Origin of the sequence: Micromonospora phaseoli, from assembly GCF_900109115.1 — a bacterium.
Taxonomy (GTDB): domain Bacteria; phylum Actinomycetota; class Actinomycetes; order Mycobacteriales; family Micromonosporaceae; genus Micromonospora; species Micromonospora phaseoli.
The window spans coordinates 27,263-46,629 of the sequence record NZ_FNYV01000005.1 but is presented as its reverse complement, the minus strand read 5'-3'; the positions used below and the strand labels follow the sequence as shown (position 1 = coordinate 46,629).

Sequence of the window (19,367 nt, the reverse complement as noted above, 5' to 3'; positions counted from 1 at the left end):
CTCAGCTGATCCCGATGGCGTCGCGAACCCGCTCCAGCACCGGACGGGTCTGCTTGCGCGCCTTGTCCGCGCCGTGCGCCAGCAGGTCGTCGAGCTCGCTGCCCGACGCCATAAGCGCCTCGTATCGGTCGCGCATCGGCGCGAACCGTTCGTTCAGCGCCTCGGTCAGCTGCGCCTTGACCTCGCCCCAGCCCATTCCGCCCGCGAGCAGGCGAGCCCGGGTCTCGGCGACCACGGCGGGGTCGCCGAAGCGCTCCAACAGCGTGAACACGGACGAGGATTCCGGCTCCTTGGGCGCCTCCACCGGAACGCTGTCGGTCGTGATCCGACGGATCACCTTCTTCAAGGCAGCCTCGGGGGCGAACAGCGGGATCGTGTTGCCGTAGGACTTGCTCATCTTCCGGCCATCGGTGCCGGGCAGCGTGTGAGCGGTCCCTTCCTCGGGCACGACGGGCTTGGGGATCTTCAGCTTGTACCGGTCGCCATAGATGCTGTTGAACGAGCCCGCGATATCGGCGGCGTACTCGACGTGCTGAAGCTGATCGCGGCCGACTGGCACCACGTCAGCCTCCACGATCAGGATGTCGACGGCCATGAGTACTGGGTAGTTGAACAAGCCCATATTCACGCCCGCGTCGAGGTCTTCCCGACCGGCCTCTCGGTTGCGGTCGCGCGCCGCCTTGTAGGCATGCGCCCTGTTCATCAGTCCCTTGGCGCTCATGCAGGACAGCACCCACGACAGCTCGAAGATCTCGGGGATGTCGGACTGGCGGTAGAAAGTGGTCCGGTCTGGGTCCAACCCCGCGGCCAGCCACGTCGCGGCCACCGAGCGGGTGTAGTGCCGCAGCAGGGCGGGGTCACGGACCGTCGTGAGCGCGTGGTAGTCGGCGATGAAGTACATCGACTCGTAACTGTCCGCTAGGTCGAGCGCGGGCAGGATCGCACCGACGTAGTTGCCGAGGTGCGGCTCGCCCGTCGGCTTGATGCCCGTCAGCGAGACCTTACGCGCCGTAGAACCCATGCCCCGACATTACTATGCGGCCAAGCCTGGTCGATGTCCTTGTCGGCCTTGCCAAGTGGTGATGCCCGGCCTGTCAGCTCATCGGCAGACTGAGCAGGTCCGGCAACTCCGCCATGTCGGTGAAGAGCGCGTCAGCGCCGTCGAGCGTCTGATCGGCCGGCACGAAGCCGAGTACGCGCATGCCAGCCGCCCGGGCGGCGGCGATTCCGGACACGCTGTCCTCGACCACCACGCAGCGCCGCGGGTTGGCCCCGCAGCGCTCAGCGGCCATGAGGAATAGATCCGGGGCCGGTTTGCCGTGCGCGACGTCGGCGGCAGTGAAGACCCGGTGCTCGAAGTACCGTGCGAGCCCACTGGTCCGCAGCGTGAGGGCCACCTTCTCGGGGCGCCCGTTCGACGCCACGCAGAACGGAACATCGAGCAGGCGGATCACGTCCAGCACACCAGGCACCGGACGCACCCGAGCGCGAAGGGCCACGTCAACGGACCGAGTGAGCGAGTCGAACCATCCTGCCGGGGCGGACGTGCCCAGTAGCGCGAGCACGCGCTCGGTGGCCTTCTCCTGGGATAGGCCGGCGAACTCCCGCTCACACTCCTCGTCGGTGATCTCGACGTCGAACTGTCGTAGCTGTCCCGCCAGCACACCCGCCACGATCGACTCGCTGTCGACGAGCACTCCATCGCAGTCGAAGATCACAAGATCGGGGCGGCTGCCGGCGGCCACTTCGCTGTCCGCTTCACGCCCGCCTTTCACGAACTCGATTGTCTCCCATCGGGCGACCCGGGGCGAGATGCGGAAGGCTGCGCCAACGCGCCCCGAGACCGCCGGGCATGACGCACGGTGAGCCCTCTCGAGGGGTGTGAACAGGCATCAGGGAGGCGTCGGCTCGGTGCGGTGGGCGGCGAGTACGGACCCGACAACGATCGCCGCGAGCCCGAGGACCGCAGCCATGCTGATCTGCTCGCGCAGGAAGGCTACGCCGAAGACGACGGCGAACGCGGGTGAGAGATAGAAGGCGAGCGCGGCGCGGGCAGGTCCGATCTGGGTGATGAGCTTGTAGAACAGCGCGAGCGTCGCGCCCGTGCACGCGATCCCGAGCACGAGCAGGGCCGCTGTCGCTTCCAGTCCGGGCAATCTGGTCGGAACCGTCGCCGAGGCGGGCACGGCCACGGCCACGGTGGTCACGAGCATGGCGGAGGTGGCGACGCCGAGGGGCGGAGCCTCGGCGTACCTGCGATGTATCAGCATCGCGCCAGCGGCATAGCAGACCGCCGCGACGAGGATGAGCGCGCCGCCGAGCAGCGCCAGCCGGCCTCCACGCAGGTCGGCGCCGAAAAGCAGGACCAGGCCGACCAGGCCGAGGAGCACCCCGGTCAGGCCCCTCCAGCCTTGCGGACGCTCATCGGGTGCGAAGCGGAGGGCGAGGAGCGCGACGAACAGTGGCTGCGCACCGACGAGGATGCCGGCGAAGCTCGCCGACACGTACTGCTGGCCATAGGTGAGCAGCAGCAGCGGCGCCGTGGACTGCACCAGCACCGTCTCGATGATCGCCCGGAGGGCGACGTGAACGGCACCGCCTTCTACGACGCCGCAGCCGTGGCCGGCGGAGGCTGGCTGGCGACCCTCTGCGCGGTGGCGACCGCGATCGCGTGGGGGTTGCCGAACTCGATGGTCGCCCAGGTCGCCACGTCCCGGCTGCTATACGCGATGGCCAGGGACCGGCAACTGCCCGCCTTCTTGGCGAAGGTGTCGATCCGCCGCAACGTGCCGATCAACGCGACCCTGCTCACCGGCGCCGTGTCCCTGGTACTCGGCCTGTACATGGCGACCCGCGCCGACGGGATCACGCTGCTGTCGTCGCTGATCAACTTCGGGGCGATGGTCGCCTTCCTCGTCCTGCACGTCTCCGTGGTCGTCCATCACCTCATCCGCCAGCGCAGCAGCAACTGGTGGGCGCACCTGGTCATGCCCGGAATCGGGTTCGCGATCCTCGCCTACGTCGTGATCAACGCCAACATCGCCGCGCAGCGCCTCGGCCTGGCCTGGCTCGCCCTCGGCATGGTCGTTCTCGCCGGCCTCTACCTGACCGGCCGCCGGCCCGCCCTGTCGGGTCTGGCGCCCGCGCAGCCGCAGGCCCGCCACGTGGAGCGGGTGTGACCGGCATGGAAACGATCACCTACTGTCCCGCCCGCGACGAGCTGGCCTACACCTTCGGCGGCCGGATGCCGGTGGCCCACGTCCGCTCCGGCGACATCCTGCAGGTGCACACCGAGGACTGCTTCGGCGGCCTCGTCCGCAGCCCAGCGGACCTGCCCTCGCAGGTGTGCCAAATGCCGTACCTGAACCCGGTGTCCGGGCCGTTCTTCGTCGAGGACGCCGAACCGGGCGACACCCTCGCCGTCCATCTCGCCGCCATCACACCCGCCCACGACTGGGGCGTCTCCTCGACATTCCCGCACTTCGGGGCACTGACCTCCACTTCCCACACCGCCACCCTGCAGCCGCCGCTGCAGGAGCGGGTGTGGGTGTACGACATCGACCAGCACGCCGGCACGGGTCCGCTTCCACGCCACGGCCAGCGACCACACCGTCGACCTGCCCCTGGACCCGATGATCGGCACCATCGGGCTCGCTCCCGGCGGGTTCGAGGCCCGCTCCACGATCGTCCCCGACACCCATGGCGGGAACCTGGACACCCCGCAGCTGCGCGCCGGCACCACCCTCTACCTGGGTGTGAACGTGCACGGGGCGATGCTCGCCCTTGGCGACGGGCACGCCCGCCAGGGCGAGGGCGAGGCCTGCGGGGTCGGGGTGGAAATCGCCACGACCACCACTCTGGCCATCGAGGTCATCAAGGGTGCCCGGACGGTGTGGCCTCGCCTGGAGACCGACACGTCGATCATGTCGGTCGGCTGCGCTCGGCCCTTGGAGGACGCCTACCGGATCGCCCACCGCGACCTGGTCGGCTGGACGAGCGACCTCACTGGCCTGGAGACCCTGGACGCCTACCAGTTGGTGTCGCAGGCCGGCAGTGCGCCGATCGGCAACGTATGCAACCCGAACTACACGGTCCTCGCCGCCGTGGACAAGGCACTGCTCCCGGACCCGACCGCCGCCTACACGGGGGTGCACGCCCGGCTGCGGCAGCACGTGGCCGGGCTGTGGGAGGAGCCGCCGCGATGACCGCGTCGATTGCTCAGCTGCCGTTGCGGGACGAGTTGTTCCTGCTCGGCCACAACGACGACACCGGCCAACCCCACATCCACCGCCAGGCCCTCGCGCTCGGGATGGCCGGCGCGGTCCTGGCCGACCTGTTCCTGGCCGGGCGGATCGCCCTCCACGATGCCGAGGACACCTGCCCTGGCGGGCGACGGCTGTGGCTGCACCTTGACCGGCCCGTCGGCGACCTCATCGCCGACACCGCCATCACCTCGGTCCGCTACGCCAATCCCGCCCCGACGCTGCGGGGATGGCTGTCATGGTTCGCCGAGGACCTGTACGAACGCACCCGCGCCGGCCTGCACGCCGGGGGAATCCTGCACCGCACCAGCCGGCGCCGCCTCGGCGGGCTCGCCCGCACCGAGGTCTACCTCGCCACCGACAGCAAATGGGCGGTCGTGGCCCGGTCCCGGCTGCGGTATCTCGCCGCAGGCCGCGAGCCGCCCGACAACCACACCGCTGCCCTCGCCGGCTTCGTCGCCGTCCTCGGCCTCGCCGCTCACCTCTACCTCGACGACACCAACGCCGTCACCGCCCAGCTGCGGGCAATCGCCGAGCAGCACCACCGCCCCGTACGCGACATCACCGCCGCCGTCGACGCCGCCGTCGGTGACCTCGCCACCGCCGCATACCGCTGACCCACCACAGACTTCCGGAGCCATCAACCGTGATCCACCCACCTCACCCACCCTCAACGCCCACGGATCTGCCGGCCCGCTGGCGTCGGCGACCCGCCGTCAGGATCACTGCCGCGCTGTCCCCTGCTCGTCGTAGCCGCCCTCGTCCCCGCCTGGGCCGCCACGCGACCTCCCGCGCAGGACACCGGCGGCTGGCGGGTAACGCCGCCTGCCCGAACGAGCACCGCACCGTGTGAGATTCCCGCGCCACTGACCGCCGCCGAACTGCGCGCCCTCGCCGCGCGTACCGCCGCGGCGCCACCCACCGCTCTACCCGCACCGCGGCCAGCCGACCACGTGCTCCCCCAGGTCGCCGCCGAGGCCAGCTGTGACGTCCCGGGCCGGTTCTCGTTCGTGCTGATACGGCAATGGGCAGCCGACACCCGCATCGAGGCAGGACGCGCGACCAGCACCGTCGTGGTCTTCGAACAGCGGCACTGGCGCGCCGACAACGGCTCCGGACGGGCTATCAGCCTGCGCCATCCGCCCGGCCTACAGCCCACCATCGACGAGATCTACCCGCCGGGCACGCACGACGGAGCCATCGGCCCGATCGCCGTCGACTCCGCTGGCCTTAGGGCACAGATCACCAGCATCTCGCCGCCGTTCCTCGGCCCGCCGGCGGTCCTGGACGCCATCGCCGGCCTGACGTCGTGGCTCACACCCGACCGCGCCGGGCGCACCGCGATCCTCACTCTGTTGAGCCACACCAACGGGCTCACCTATCACCCAGCGGTGTGCGACCGCGCCGGGCGCACAGGCGCCGGCGTCAGCGCCACCGGCGACGACGGCACCACTCGCGGCCTGCTCATCCTGCACCCCAGCACCGGCGAGGTCCTCGCCTACGAACGCGCCCACTTCACGCCATCAAGGCGCGGCCACACCCGCACCGGCGACGTCGAGGACTACCTGCTGTTCAGCGTCCACACCCGCACGAGCACCACCAACACGCCCTGACACCGCGCCGCCAATCACGCGGCAACTCCCATCCGCTTCCGGACTGTTGAAGGGATCCTCATGGACGCCACTGCTCGCATCCGCGCCGGCCGCTGGGCCGAGAAGGACAAGGTCGCCGCGCTCATCGCCGACGCCCTGCACCCCGACCCGCTGGCCGCCTGGCTGGTGCCCGAGGCGACCCACCGGCGCCGCATCCTCACCGAGGTGGCGGCGATCTGGGTGGAACACGCCATGTTCTACGGCGACACCTACGTCACCGACGACCTGAACGCCGCTGCGGTCGGTTTCCACCGTTACCGCAGCATCCCGCCACCGGCGAACTATTGCAGCCGCCTCACCGACGCAGCCGGCCACCATGCTGAGCGCTTCGAGATCCTCGACGGGCTGCTCATCGCACGCCGGCCCACCGAACCGCACTACCACCTGGCGTTCCTCGCCGTCGCGCCCGTCGCCCAGCGGCAAGGTATCGGCGCGGCGATGCTCGCCCACCACCGCGACAGACTCGACCACGTCGACCTGCCCTCGTGGACCGACACCACCGGCGAATGCCAGGACGTCTACACCCGCTACGGCTACACCCCGCAGGAAGCCATCCGGGTGCCCGCGAGCCCGGCGATCACCCCGATGCGCCGCACCCCTACGTCGGGCCCCGATCCCCTGGACACCGTCAGCGCGGCCGGTGGCTCGCAGGCCAGCGGTCTGGGCATTTGATCCGCGCGATGGCCTCACGAACCGAACCGTGGCCGATCCTGCGCCATGTCACACGTGGTCCTGGACGAGACCGTGCCGGTCCCGGACGAACCCGGCGAGCGTCGCCTGCCCGCCGCGACGCCCTCGCGCCCCGCTGATCCCAGAACTCAAGCCCAGGACCGATCCGATATGCCGCACCCCCGCAAGTACCCGCAAGATCTCATCGACGCCGCGGTTTCCCGCGTACATCAGCAGCGCGCGGCGGGCGACCACCGTGCCGTCACCGCTGTGGCCCAAGAGCTGAACCTGCAGCGCCGGCTCGTGCAGACATGGGTCACCGGCGCCCGCCAGGCGGCCGAAGCGTCAACTGCCGCGCGGGAAGGACCCGCTCTCCAGCGGGCCGACGACGCCGACCCGTGGGAGGTGGTGCTGCCGCCGGGGCTGCTGTGGTGTCGCCTCTGCGCCCAGTCCATGACCGCGGTCATGGACTGCGACGAGAACCTCGTCTACGACTGCCCACCCGGGTGTTGCCGCTCCCGCCTACCCGCTGTGCTCGTAGTGGATGCCATAGGCCGGGCCGTGCTGCGTCACGCACCCCGCATCGTGCCCACGACTCTGGCCCACCCGCACAGCCCACTGACGGCCGCGGCCTGCGCCGGACGGGTCATCAGCCGCGTGACTGCCGGGCACACCTGCACCGACCTGCGCATCACCTGGCGACCCGTCGTCACCGGTCTCGTTCCGGTCAACGAATACGTCGAACTCGCCCGCAGCCTTGCCGCCAGCAATCCCGCTCACGCCCGGGAACTCCTGCACGCCGCGCTGGCCGCCGTCGACCCCACCACCGCGCCGGCCGACCCGCTGTACGCCGACGCCGCCTGCATCCTCGGCGAGGTGCTCATCCGTCTCGGCCACCCCAGTGCGGCGATCCGATGGGCCACCTACGCCCACCACGCTGGCACCCACCTGCACGGCCCCGCCGCCGGCACCACCCTGACGGCCCTGCACACTCTCGCCACCGCGCACCGCCTGGTCGGGCATCACCAGCGCGCCTATCACCTCTACCGCCACCTCGCCGAGCAACTCGCCACCACCGCCGGGCCCGAGGCGCACCGCACCCTCGCCGCGCAGGCTTCCCTTGCCGTCGTTCTGCACCAGCTCGGCCACTGCGCCCGCGCGCGGACGCTGCTCGCCGACACCATCACCGCCCACCGACACGCACATCCTGGGCACCCCGCCAGCGACCGGATGGTCGGGCACCTGGCCCGGATGTGGCAGCACTGCGCCGAGCAGCGACACCACCACCCGGACGCGGGATGACAGATAATCGGTACGCAGCCAGCCCAGGAGGGTCCGGACCAGCGAGCAGGCATTGGGGCCAGGTCACCGAGTGGCTCGGCGGTGGTGCCCCGCTCCAGCAGTCCCGGCTGGCCCGAGCCCTGTCGAAGGTGACTCCGCTGGCACTCTTCAGGCGTCCGCTGCCCAATTTGTCGACCGGCCAGAAGGGCAGAGTCGTTCCGGCGCGGCGCCGTGTACAACGCGACCACCGTCCCGCCGGGCTGGCTGGCGACCACCTCGGCGACGCCGTCCAGGAACGCCCCTCGCCGGTCAGCGCTCATCTCGCGCACGATCGGGAAGCCCGCGCGCACCCTGCGGGGTCAGCTGGTGCTCCCAGCGGATCATCTCGACCTGGACAGGGCCGAACCAGTCACCTGCCTCCAGCTCCGCTGTGCGTTCGGCGACCCGCAGGGGCGCTGGCACGCCCGCCGGGCCGCGCCCCTGCGCCGGTAGCCATCGTCGGTAGAGCGCGTCCCGGTCCGCGCGCCAGGGCGGGCTGCGGTCGGGGTCACCGAAGACGGTCCACCACACCGCCAGTCCTCCGCCCGACCGGACCAGGCTGGCCAGCCGCCGCCCCGCCGCAGCCGGTCCAGCCAGTGGAAGGCGGTGGCGCAGACCGCCAGGTCGAACGGGTGGGCGGGCAGCGGCACGGTGGCGGAGCCACCCTCGATGACGGTCACGTCGTAGCCCGCCAGGTTCGTCCGCAGCCGGGCTGCCAGGCGGCCCCCGAGTTCCACCGCCAGCACCGACGCGCCGGCGGCCACGAAGGGACGGGTGACCTGCCCGGTCCCGGGGCCCGATCTCTAAGACGCGGGCACCGGGCCCCACCCACCCACAGTCGGCAAGCACCTCGTACAACCGCCGCGGGTACCCCGGCCAAGCCGCCTGGTAGCTGTCCGGATCCTCGTCGAAGCTGCCCCGCCGGCTCAGCCGCTGGTCGTCACCGCCCACGTCGCGAGCGTATTCGCTCGGGTAACCGGCACCGGCCCGGCCGCACGCGGTCGTCCGCTGCCGCTTCGGTGAGGGCGGGTCTTACCCCGCCTTGCGACGTCTCTGGTTGATCTTCTTCGCGACGGCGTCGGCGGCGTCCTGGTGCAGCTGCTTGGTGACGCTCTGGTAGGTGTCGCGAGTCAGGGTCGTGGTGGAGTGACCGAGTTGGTCGGAGAGGACCTTGATGTCGACGCCGGCGTCGAGGGCGATGGTGGCGGCGCTGTGGCGCAGGTCGTGCAGCCGGATCGGCGGTAGGCCGGCTTTGCGGACGAGCCGGCGGAAGCGTTGGGTAACGGCGTTGGGGTGCCAGGGCTGCCCGTCGGGGCGGACGAAGAACAGGCCGGTGTCGGGCCACGCCGGGCCGGCGGCGAGTTGCCATTCGGCGCGGCGGGCCTTGTAGGCGGTGAGGACCTTGACGGTGTCGGCGTCGAGGGCGACGTCGCGGTTGCCGGCCCTGCTCTTCGGGGGTTTCTGCACGGGGGTGTAGCCGTGGGTGGCGATCTGGTTGTTGATGGTGGTCTCCCGGCGGTGCAGGCGGACCTCGCTGTCGCGCAGTCCGCAGGCCTCGCCGCGGCGGGGCCCCCGGTAGGCCATGTAGTGCCACATGGGGTGCAGGTCGGGGGCGTGCCGGGCGGCGTGGTCGAGGAAGTTGACGACCTGGGTGTCGGTCCACACCATCACCGGTCCGGGCACCTGGCCGGTGTCCTTCCAGCGCTGCACGCGTTCGTCCTCCCACACGATCGGCAGCGGCCGGTCACCCGGGGTTTTGACCAGCGCGGCCGGGTTGGAGCCGACGATCAGTTCGTCGGCGAGGGCATCGTTGATGGCCTTGCGCAGGCAGGCGCGGATGCGCTGCCGCGTCGTGGGCCCGGTGGGCCGCACCCCGGCGACGGACCTGCGCACCGCCGGGTCGGGGCTGGTCTTCGCGGCGCGGATGTCGTCGTTGCGGCGTTCGATCGCGGCGAACATGGCACGGACGTGGCTGGTGCGCAGCTTGTCCAGCGGGACCTCGCCGAGGTGCGGGATCAGGTGCACCCGCACGATGGACTCGTAGCCGTGCAGGGTGTTGTCGTCCACGCTGAGGTGGGTCAGCCAGCCGGTGAGGTAGTCGGCGACGGTGGGCGCGTCAGCGAGGGGGCCGTCGCCGCGCAGCCGCTGGCGGATCCGGTCGACCTCGGGCAGGGGCCGTTTGGCGCGTGCGGCGTTCTGGAGCAGGTCGCCGATCTCGGTGCGGCGGCGCCGGTCGCCCCTGGCGAGGGCGAGCAGTTCGCGGGCGTGGTCGAGTTCGTCGGCGGCGGCCCGGCGGGTGGGTAGGCCGGAGCGGCGTAGTTGCCGGCGCCCGCCGTCGGCGGTGGGTGGGAGTTCGAGCTGGTACGTCCAGTGCCCGTGCTCGGAACTCCAGGCGCGGTTGGGGCGGCGCAGCTTGGGACAGTCGTTTCCGAAGGGCTTGCCGGTTTCCGGGTGGCGGCAGCCGCAGCGTTTGAAGATGCTTCCGTCAGGCATGGCAGGTGGTACTCCTCGATCAGGTGGGGCGCATCGGTTTCGTCGATCGACATCCACGCGTGATCCGCGGACACGATCAAGTCGCCGGGACCGTCGTACGACGGTCCCGGCGCAAGGTCGGGGCTGGAGGAGAACCGCGCGCGTTGGCGCGGCGTGAGGGCTGGGGCGGGATGGGCTCCCGCCAGCGCGGAAGGCGCCTACGGTGGGGCACTCGTGGCACCGGCGGCGCGCTCCGGCGTGGTCCCCGCTTCGTGCAGGTGCAGGGCGGCGAGCAGCGGCGCCGTCGGTATCCGGTAGTGGGCGCCGACGCGGAAGTGCGGCACGGGGAACGCGTCGCGGCGGATCAGCTTGTAGGCGGCGGAGCGGGACATGCCGAGCACCGCCGCGGCGGTGGCCAGGTCCGTGCTGACGCCCAGGCCGTGGATTCGCTCGGCCGTCCACGCCGGCTCCCGCTCACCGGCAGCCGACCCTTCCACGGACCGCGGTGGCACGGTTCGATTGCGTCTGGACGATCTCATGGTCATCTCCTCGGCGGTGGGCACGGGCGTACAGATCAGGCCCGGGGCGCGGCGGTGAGGCTGGATGCCGGAGACAGGCTCAGCCGTGACCGCCGGATGGCTGGAGCAGATCCGATGGGTGCTGATCTGGTCCGGCGACATCCAGCACGGCCGGCCGGTACGACTCAAGCGGCGCTTACCTCGGTGCTCGCCCATGTCGATGTCGGCTCCGCGCCGCGTCGGTGGGGCGCTGACATCTGTAAACCGGCGTCTGTGTGCTCTGGCGAACGCCTGCCTGACTCACCGCCACTCACGAGGGCTCACAGGGCTGCCCGTCCAGCCGCTCGCCGGGCCAGCGCGCGGACGTGCCACCGCCTCGACGCCACCCCCGGGACAGTGACGAAAGTCGATGACACGGCGGGTGGTGTGACGGTCCACGGGCACTCCGACCTCGTGTCCGCCGACAGCTCGACAGCGGTGCCAACATGTCACACACCGCCTCGACGGCAGCCGGTCTGACACTCATGGGCGTCGATGACAAGTTGTCCGCGGACATGTCCGCGGCCGACGGGCGCCGACACAGCTTGCGGGCGGTTGACACACCCGTCCATGCGACGCGGTGATGTCATGCCGGTTTGGCCATCGCCGCCGCGGGACGGACTTCCGTCGTCGACGCCAGTGCCAGTTCAGGCCGGCGACAGGCGCGGGACTGTGTTGTCCCGGGGCTGCTCAACGATTCCGCCGGACACGTTGTCAACGACGGATATCGATGACATGCGCGGCGTCGCGGACACCGGGCCGGACACGGAGGACACGCTGTGCTCACCTCGATGTCATGGCCGCGCGCACGACACCGATCAGCACTTCTCGATTCCACTTGACCGCCGCCGAACGCTTGGCCGGACGAAGTGACACGGCGCTGATGCCGACGTTCCTGTCCTCGCGGACGCGGTCGCCGCCGCCCGCACGGACAACCTGTCAATCGACCGCCCTCGTTGACACCGGTTCGCGCGCTTCCCGGGCGAGGCAGCCGGAACCGAGGGTTCCCCACCACTGGTGCGCACACTCCGGCGACCGACATGGGTGAGGCGCCGGGCATGATGCCCGGGGACGAGGACGTGGCAGATGGTCGGGTTTCGCGCCACGCCGGCGTCGTCCGCAGGCCTACCGGGTGTGCCGGCAGCGATGCCATCCCGCTGCGAGTCGCTGTGAGTCTTTGTGAGCGGCTGTGAGTCGTTGTGAGTGCCAGGGTGTATGGGGCTCGGCAACTCTCTTGTCGGATACTTCTCGCACAGGCCCCTACGCTCACAGCCCTGCTTAGAACCCCTAGCGCGAGGTGACCATCGTCGGCGCGACCTCGGCGGCGAAAAGGCTGCGGCGCGCCTTCGATGGCACGAGGTTCACGGCGCTGTCAGTCCGACGCCAGCAAAGGTGGTTCAGTGCCAACGCAAGTGATCCGATCGCGGATGACGGGCGAGATTCGCTGACCAGAGGGGCGGGTCAGCGGCTGTGAGTGTCTGTGAGCCGCTGTGAGTGACCGTGAGCGGTGGCGCGACCTCGACGATCGCGACCTCTTCGCTGAGCCGTCTGGCGCCGCGCATGGCGTGCGACGGCGGCTCACAGCCCTGCTCAGCCGTACCGTGGCCCGTCCGCGTCGCCCGCCCGATGCCCGAGTTCGGGCAGGACGCAACGGCGGTCCGCTGGGGGAAAAGCGGGGCTGACCTGGGCTGTGAGCGGTTGTGAGTCGGTCGTGGCGTAATCGGCATTCCAGCGTCGCCAGAACACGGCGGCGACGCCCGATGGTCTCTCTGGCCTAGGAGTACTGATCATGAGTGTGTCCGACACGATCTTCCCTGCCGCGCCCCTGGACGCCGTCGATGTCGCGTTCGCGGCGCTGACCAGCGACCCGGCACCCCTGTCCCTCAACCTCGACATGTTCGGTCCGGATGACGGCCTGCCAAGGGGTGTCGTGGCGCTGCCGGCGCTGCGGGACTGGCTGCTGGCGAACCCGCGCGCCTACACCGCCCGCGACGCGGTGTGGCGGGAACTGATCCGTCGTGCCCGCCTGGACGGGCCGCAGTGGGTCATCGCCGCGGTCGGCATGGCGATGCCGGCGCTGCGCCGCTACGCGAGGCGGTTGTCCGACGGCTACCGCGGTGACCCCGACGACATGGGCGCGGAGATCCTCGCGGGTTTCCTGGCGGCGCTGCGTGACCACGTGGACGTGGCCCGCCGGGCGCCGTACGCGTCGTTGTGCCGGGCCGGATGGCGCGCCGGACACGCGCTGCGCCAGCAGGCCAGCGAGTTCACAGCGGTCGAGGACGTGGAGCGCGTCACGGGACCGCGGACCCCGCAGGTGCCCTACGGGCATCCCGACGTGCTGGTACGCCGCGCGGTGCGCCTGGGGATCCTCGACGCCGACGACGAGCAGCCCTACATCGACGTGCGGCTGGGACGGCGGGCCATGGATCCGATCGCGGCCCGGATGGGCATCAGCACCGACGCCCTGCGCATGCGGCTGGGTCGCATCGACACCCGCCTCGCCGACGCCCTCGCCAGCGGCATGCTGACCGGCGCGGCGTCCCCGCAGGCCGCCGAGGCGTTGACGGCGCGAGCCGAGCGCCGGGCCAGCCTGCGCGCCGCCAGCCGCCGCCGCCTCTCCACCACTGCCGACACGTCGACGGCAGTCGCGTAGGTCGGCTGTCCCGGGAGCCCCTTCTCGCGGCGCCGTCACCTTCCCCCGATGAGGCTCCTGAGACGGATCACCTCAACTGAGAAAACCCCTCGTTGTGAGTGGCTGTGAGTGGCTGTGAGTGGGGCAGGCGTTCGCCAGAGCACACAAGCGGCGGTTTCTTGATGACGGCGCCAGAAGCCGCGCTCGGATTCTCGCCGTACCGCATTACCGGCCGGTGATCCGGCCGCGCGGACCAGCCGGTTCCGTGCCCGGGCCGCCGTCCGGGCACGGCACCGGCGAGCCGTCGCCCTGTCACCCGCCGCGACGCAGGATCGCGGTGGCCTGATCCGCCCGTGGTGTGCCGCACCGACGCGGTCGCACGGGCATTCATCCGCCCCTGCCACCCCCTACCGGGATGGCGTCACGTTGGAGGTACCGGTCATGGCGACCACCTACCATCCCCAGTTCACTGTCCCGTCCACCCGACCGATCCCGGCGGAGCTGATCCTGGCCGAAGCCAGCCGCCTGCGCCTGCCCGACTGGTGGGCCGTCGAGATGCTCGCCGAGCACCGCGTCCTGACCACCGCGCAGCTCACCGCACTCGGTTTCGCCACCACCACGGCGTCGGCGACCCGACGTCTGGCGATCCTGGCCCGCCGCGGCTGGATCGACCGCCTCTGGAACACCGGCGCCGCGGGCACCGCCGACACCTCGTGGTGCCGCGGCCCGATCGGCGCCCAACTCACCCCACTCGGCGAAGACCGCGATGTCACACCGGCGCAGGTGTACCGGGCCCGCGACCGGCTCCGCGAGCATCCTGGCCTGCCCGGCCTGCTGCGGGCCAACGACTTCTTCGTCGACCTGGCCACCCAAGCGCTCACCGAGCCGGGGAGTGACCTACGCACCTGGTGGTCACCGCGCACCTGCCGGTACGTCACCGGAGCGCGGCATGCCGCCTGGCACGGCGAGTACATCCACGACCGCGACCGCCACGCGTTCTGGTACCAGCCCGACACCGACGACTTCCGTCCCGCCGACCGCGTCCACGGCTACCGGCGGTTGGCCGAACAAACCGGCCTGGCGACCCTGCTGTTCCACGCCGCCGACCCGCAGCGGGAGCAGGAACTGCGCCGCTACCTCGAGCGCCGCAACACGCGGCACCTCACCGTCGTCACCAGCAACGCCGAGCACGGCCGCGCGGCCGACCCGGTCTGGCAGCCGATCGGCGAGACACACCGCCTCGCCCTGACCGACCTTCCCCACACCCCCGAGCAGTGGCCGCCCGACACCGTGACCTTCAAGGAGGTACGGCCCCGAGCCCCACACCCCATCTACGACCCCGAGCGCCCCGGCGACGAATCCGTCGCCGACGGCGAGTACCACTACCCGCCGCGCCCCTGACCAACCGACCGCTGCTCCTCGACCGGCCCACCCGGGCCGGTCGAGGAGCAGACCGGCGCGGCCTAACGAAGCGCTTACCCGGTCACTGTCAGAAGGACTACCGGAGGCTGACGTTCGCTGCGAATCCGAACGGCAACGCCTGCGGCTCTCACACCGCAGGTCGCAGCCGCTGCGACCAGCCTCGATCGACAGGCGACTGCCTGCCCGCGTCACCGGAAGTTCGGCACACGCGCGAGACCAGGCAGGTTGGCATGTCCAACCAGGCTTCCGTACAGCGACCGCGGACCTCCGGTTGCTCCCGCCCGCTGCAGCCGCGGGGCGCACCAACCTCACACCCACTGACCGTGGAGCAACAACGATGATTACCCCGCACCGCGAACCTCACCAGCGTCACCGGCCCGACTCACGCCCACCCTCACCGCACCGTCACGCCGAAGCCGCTGTGCCCGGCCCTTCAGCGGTCAGTGCCGACCTCCGTTCTACCGTCCGTCTTGATCCTGACCCCCAACCTGACCCCCCACAGCCGCTCACAGCCCAGGTCAGCCCCGCTGTCAGCAGTCTGAGAGCGCTCCAGACAGACCCTCCAGTCTCGGGTCTCCCCCCAAGGGCTTGTGCCCATGGGTAAACACCTACCGACCGCGGACCCGCTGCTGCGCCTGCAGGCCAGCATCACCGCCCGCGACGACCGGCTCCTGGGCTGGCTCTACGACCACGGCGTGCTCACCACCGACCAGATCGCCGCCGCCCTGTTCCCATCCCTGGACTTCACCCAACGCCGCCTGCGCCGCCTCACCGCCCTGCGGGCGGTCGACCGGTTCCGACCCAACAAAGCCGACGGCGGCTCCTACCCCTACCACTACGTCCTGGACCAACTCGGCTACGACCACGTCCACGCCCAACGCGGACTCCCACGAGGCCGCCGCGACCAAGCCCGCCGCCGCAAACACTCCCTGACCAACCGACCGGACCTGCCGCACCTGCTCGGCGGCAACCAGGTCTTCATCGACCTCGCCGCCCACGCCCGCACCCACCCCCACGCCGAACTGGCCCGCTGGCAACCCGCATCGGCCTACCACGAACCCGGCACCCTCTACCGCAAAGGCGCCAACCCGCACATCATCATCGCCGGAGCGACCGGCCTCCCCCGCCCGGACGGCGCCGGGGTGTGGACCGAGGACGGACGGTCCGTGCCGTTCTTCCTCGAGTACGACACCAGCGGTGAGAACCTGCAGGTCCTCATCGACAAAATCATCAAGTACGAGCGGCTTTACCTCCTGAGCACTTGGGCGTGGCCGGTGCTGTTGCACTTACCCTCCGCACGAAGGGAGGCGAACCTGCACCACCGCCTCGCCGGCACCGGCCTGGAGACGGTCATCGCCACCACCACCGCCGAACTACGCACCGCCCTCGCCGCCACCCCCGCCCACCAGATCTGGCAACTACCCGGCCGTACCGGCCGTCACCGCCTCATCGACCTGCCCTACATCGACACCCACCACGACAACGAGTTCCCCACCCCCACCGCCCCCGACGAGGAAGGGCAGGCCGCCTGATGGGGACGAGACGGAGCACACGGCGCGCTCGGCGGCTCGGTGGCCCCACACACCGCCGAACCCGCCCGCGTCCGCCCCCAACCCCGAGGCTGCGCCGTCGCCCCACCTACGGCACGTACCGAGACGACGGTCCCGGACCGCGCCTTAGGCAGCGCGGGCAGCAGGGCTCGCGAGCCGTCAACGTCTATCAGCGGCACTGCTCGGCGGCAGACAGACCCCGACCGCCCGCCACTCACACCAGCGGCGCGCCGTTGTGAGTGGCTGTGAGTGACAGACGTCTTCAGTTCCACGGCCACCGGAGCTACAGTCCGCGGCCCTTTACCGAAGCAGACCCGCCGCCGCCCCTGACCGGCGCGATCCGACGATCGATCCTCAAGCGAATTCCTACCACCGATGAGATGCCCATGGCGGGAATCCACGTCGTCACGCCACGAGCCGTCCTGGGAGGGACATGGCCACACGCCGTGACCAGACATCACGCGCGAACACACCACACCCGTCGCCGCCGACCCCGCCCACGCGGACAACCAGCGGCGAGGCTCCGACCGCACACCCGGGCACGCAGCCCGCAGTCCTACCGGGCGCTCTGTCGATGGCCCGCTACCTGACCGACACCGACACCGACACCGGGATCCAAGCACTGGCCACCGAAGCCGGCCTCCGAGAGCGACTAGGCGGGTGCGGCGCCCTCGGCCTGGCCGCCGCCTTCACGCTGGCCGCGACGGCCGCGCTGAACACCCTTGTCGCTCTCGCGACGTTCCTGCTCGTGCAGGTCGAGTTCGAGGACCCCCGCCTCGCCGGGCTGGATTCGGTTGGGCCGTTTCAAACCCTCGGCGCCGTGACCTGGCTGGGCTGGCTGTTCGTCGGCCTCACCGCCACGGCGCTGCCCGGTTCCTGGACCCGCTCCGCCGCCGCCGGCGGCCTCCTGCTGACCATTGCCCTACCACCCGTGGCCGCCGTCGCCGGATAACCTCGGCCGCCGCTGTTCGTGTTGCTCCCCGCCGTCGCGCTGGGCCTGGGCATACTCCCGCTGCCCTCTCAACCAGGCTGGGTAGGACGTGGCCTGCCGCCGCTCGCGGCCGGCTTCGGTGCGGCCGTGTCCCTGTCTTTCAGCTCCGCCGAGAACGGCGGGAACTGGTTTACCTCGTACTGCTCGACTCCCGAGCTCCTGGCAATGGCCGGTGGACTGATGTTCGCTCTGGTCCTTCTCATCGGTCTCGGCCGCGCCCTACGGGCCGACGACACCGGTCTCTGGGCGGCCCTGCTCCTCGCCACCCCGGCAGCCTTGTTCGGCGCCGACCAGCAGCCAAGGGATCTGGGGCAGCCAAGGAGGCGGACCCAGCCCGACAGCCCTCGCCGCCACGACCGGGCTATCATCGCGGGCTCGGCGCTGCTGGCAGTTGGCCTCGCCGGTCAAGCCGCACGACACCGGACCGTACGCCGACGAGTACTCGACGCCGCCTGCCCGGCCTGCGGACACCGACCGGAGGCGACAGCATAGGCGTGACCCTCTCCCAGCGACCTCGGACCCCAGGCCGCAGGCACCACACCTATCGCCACGGCGACACGCATTCTGGCGTAACCGACGGTCTCGGTGGCACCAGCGAAATCCCGCCGGCACCACCGAGACCGTGTCCGTCGACCGTCAGCCGACGAGAAACCCAGCAACCATCACCAGGAACGTGACCACGGTGATGAAGCAGCCGCCACCTGCGACGATGGCGGCCGACGGCTTGTTCCCAGCCAACCACCACAGCACCCCAGCGGCCGTGCCCGCCAACGTGCCGACGATCACGAAGATCGCGAGCCATACACTCCGGTCCGACAACGAGACTCCCTGTCCGCAGGAACAACCGGCGGGCGAGGAGCATGTCGGCTAAGCCATGCCCAGCAACCGGCCGGCAGGAAAAAGCTCCCTGTGCACAGGGGCAGCGGTTGGCCCGCGCGGCACCCTGGGACGTGACCGCACGATCTCCCCGGGCGGCCGGGTTGGCGGAGGCGCCGCAGGCAGACCGCAACGAGAGCGGGCCTTCATCGCCAGCCCGTACAAGACCCGGCCGAGTTCGACAACGACAGCCTGCGCCGCAACCCACAGCGCCGCCTGATAGAACTCTCGCGGCCGGTCGACCGTCATCTCGATGCGACCGCCCGCCCGGACAGCATCAGTTGCGACGCTGAAGGTGTCGGTCACCGTCAACAAACACCCCGTAGCATGCCCGGCTGGGCTCCAGCTGTCGGCACGGCTGTGGTCAGCGACCAGTGCTCTATCCGTCGGCGGCAGAGCTTGCCGAAGTGCGACGTACAGACGACCAGAGCCGATGGTTTCCTGCGCAGCGACGTAGTACCGCAGCATCTCGGTATGCACTCCGGCGCGGCTCAGCGCTCGAACCGAGACCGAGAACCCCTTGGACACACCCATTGCCTGAGCTATGAGCGCCAAGGTCATGCTCTTGCCGGATTCGCTGGGTAACGAGATCACTGCTTGACCAGGGCTGTCTCCGCCCCTGAACTGACGGAGATAGGCCCCGCCATCACCCTGCGTCGGTGCCGGTCGCAGCTGCGCGGTGAGGAACTCGCGGAACGAGGCCGCGAAGCCCTCGAACTCGCTCCTGCCGCTGCTACGCATGCCTACGACTGTACCGAGCAGTCTCCACGTCAGCTGCTATGCCCGACCCTCCGACTTGGATGGACCACCTTCAGTTCTTGAAGAGCGTGCTCGAAGCCTCCGAGCTACCGGGAGATCCTCACTCCACGACGACCGCTGTAACCCCTACGGCTGCGGCGCCGGGGGACCGCTGATCGGCCGTTCGGTGTCCTGATGCCTCGTGCAGCTTCCGCTACGCTGA

At 70.6% G+C, this 19,367-nt stretch carries 16 protein-coding genes and 2 pseudogenes; 10 read left to right on the top strand and 8 right to left on the bottom strand.

Annotated elements, in window-relative coordinates:
- Window position 1: 1 nt before the first annotated feature.
- The 3 genes from BMY89_RS14400 to BMY89_RS14390 form a co-directional block, all read right to left on the bottom strand.
- A complete protein-coding gene (locus tag BMY89_RS14400) occupies window positions 2-1,021 on the bottom strand; it encodes a tryptophan--tRNA ligase (RefSeq protein WP_092380476.1) in 1,020 nt (339 codons plus the stop codon).
- A 73-nt stretch (window positions 1,022-1,094) separates the two neighbouring features.
- Window positions 1,095-1,775, bottom strand: a complete 681-nt coding sequence (locus tag BMY89_RS14395; protein ID WP_232521338.1) for an HAD family hydrolase — start codon at window positions 1,773-1,775, stop codon at window positions 1,095-1,097.
- A gap of 117 nt (window positions 1,776-1,892) precedes the next feature.
- Window positions 1,893-2,558 carry a DMT family transporter gene (locus tag BMY89_RS14390; protein ID WP_170147696.1) on the bottom strand — a complete coding sequence of 222 codons (666 nt, stop codon included), beginning with the start codon at window positions 2,556-2,558 and terminating at the stop codon, window positions 1,893-1,895.
- A 12-nt stretch (window positions 2,559-2,570) separates the two neighbouring features.
- Between BMY89_RS14390 and BMY89_RS14385 the strand changes: the two are divergent.
- The 6 genes and pseudogenes from BMY89_RS14385 to BMY89_RS29880 all read left to right on the top strand — a co-directional run.
- Window positions 2,571-3,179: pseudogene (locus BMY89_RS14385) on the top strand (amino acid permease); the annotation flags it as partial.
- A pseudogene (locus BMY89_RS14380) lies at window positions 3,176-4,205 on the top strand (acetamidase/formamidase family protein). The pseudogenes BMY89_RS14385 and BMY89_RS14380, both read left to right, overlap by 4 nt.
- Window positions 4,202-4,879 (top strand): GOLPH3/VPS74 family protein, encoded by a 678-nt coding sequence (locus BMY89_RS14375; protein WP_092380807.1) that lies wholly within the window; start codon window positions 4,202-4,204, stop codon window positions 4,877-4,879. The pseudogene BMY89_RS14380 and the gene BMY89_RS14375 overlap by 4 nt, the downstream one beginning before the upstream one ends.
- A 336-nt stretch (window positions 4,880-5,215) precedes the next feature.
- Window positions 5,216-5,875 (top strand): hypothetical protein, encoded by a 660-nt coding sequence (locus BMY89_RS14370; RefSeq protein WP_092380474.1) that lies wholly within the window; start codon window positions 5,216-5,218, stop codon window positions 5,873-5,875.
- 60 nt (window positions 5,876-5,935) lie between these two features.
- Entirely contained in the window at window positions 5,936-6,586 is a 651-nt protein-coding gene (locus BMY89_RS14365; protein WP_092380473.1) for a GNAT family N-acetyltransferase, read from the top strand.
- A gap of 267 nt (window positions 6,587-6,853) precedes the next feature.
- Complete coding sequence (locus BMY89_RS29880) at window positions 6,854-7,885, top strand: tetratricopeptide repeat protein (protein ID WP_139217946.1); 1,032 nt, start codon at window positions 6,854-6,856, stop codon at window positions 7,883-7,885.
- Between the two features lie 359 nt (window positions 7,886-8,244).
- On the opposite strand, the gene BMY89_RS30910 is transcribed toward BMY89_RS29880, so the two are convergent.
- The 3 genes from BMY89_RS30910 to BMY89_RS14340 all read right to left on the bottom strand — a co-directional run bounded on the left by BMY89_RS30910 (window position 8,245) and on the right by BMY89_RS14340 (window position 10,914).
- Complete coding sequence (locus BMY89_RS30910) at window positions 8,245-8,667, bottom strand: methyltransferase domain-containing protein (protein WP_232521334.1); 423 nt, start codon at window positions 8,665-8,667, stop codon at window positions 8,245-8,247.
- A 268-nt stretch (window positions 8,668-8,935) separates the two neighbouring features.
- Complete coding sequence (locus BMY89_RS14345) at window positions 8,936-10,396, bottom strand: tyrosine-type recombinase/integrase (RefSeq protein WP_092380469.1); 1,461 nt, start codon at window positions 10,394-10,396, stop codon at window positions 8,936-8,938.
- A gap of 197 nt (window positions 10,397-10,593) precedes the next feature.
- Entirely contained in the window at window positions 10,594-10,914 is a 321-nt protein-coding gene (locus BMY89_RS14340) for a helix-turn-helix domain-containing protein (RefSeq protein WP_232521332.1), read from the bottom strand.
- 1,807 nt (window positions 10,915-12,721) lie between these two features.
- Here BMY89_RS14340 and BMY89_RS14335 point away from each other — a divergent pair.
- The 4 genes from BMY89_RS14335 (at window position 12,722) to BMY89_RS30905 (ending at window position 17,491) form a co-directional block, all read left to right on the top strand.
- On the top strand, window positions 12,722-13,588 hold the full coding sequence (locus BMY89_RS14335) for a hypothetical protein (RefSeq protein ID WP_092380467.1): 867 nt from the start codon (window positions 12,722-12,724) through the stop codon (window positions 13,586-13,588).
- Window positions 13,589-14,008: 420 nt separating this feature from the next.
- Window positions 14,009-14,968, top strand: a complete 960-nt coding sequence (locus tag BMY89_RS14330) for a replication-relaxation family protein (protein WP_092380466.1) — start codon at window positions 14,009-14,011, stop codon at window positions 14,966-14,968.
- A 617-nt stretch (window positions 14,969-15,585) separates the two neighbouring features.
- Window positions 15,586-16,521 (top strand): replication-relaxation family protein, encoded by a 936-nt coding sequence (locus tag BMY89_RS14325; RefSeq protein ID WP_092380465.1) that lies wholly within the window; start codon window positions 15,586-15,588, stop codon window positions 16,519-16,521.
- Window positions 16,522-17,113: 592 nt separating this feature from the next.
- A complete protein-coding gene (locus BMY89_RS30905) occupies window positions 17,114-17,491 on the top strand; it encodes a hypothetical protein (RefSeq protein ID WP_232521331.1) in 378 nt (125 codons plus the stop codon).
- Window positions 17,492-18,166: 675 nt separating this feature from the next.
- Here BMY89_RS30905 and BMY89_RS14315 read toward each other — a convergent pair.
- The gene (locus BMY89_RS14315; protein WP_092380463.1) at window positions 18,167-18,349 is read right to left on the bottom strand and encodes a flagellar basal body-associated FliL family protein; all 183 of its coding nucleotides are present in this window, start codon (window positions 18,347-18,349) and stop codon (window positions 18,167-18,169) included.
- Window positions 18,350-18,397: 48 nt separating this feature from the next.
- On the bottom strand, window positions 18,398-19,147 hold the full coding sequence (locus BMY89_RS14310) for a hypothetical protein (protein WP_092380462.1): 750 nt from the start codon (window positions 19,145-19,147) through the stop codon (window positions 18,398-18,400).
- Between the last annotated feature and the right edge of the window lie 220 nt (window positions 19,148-19,367).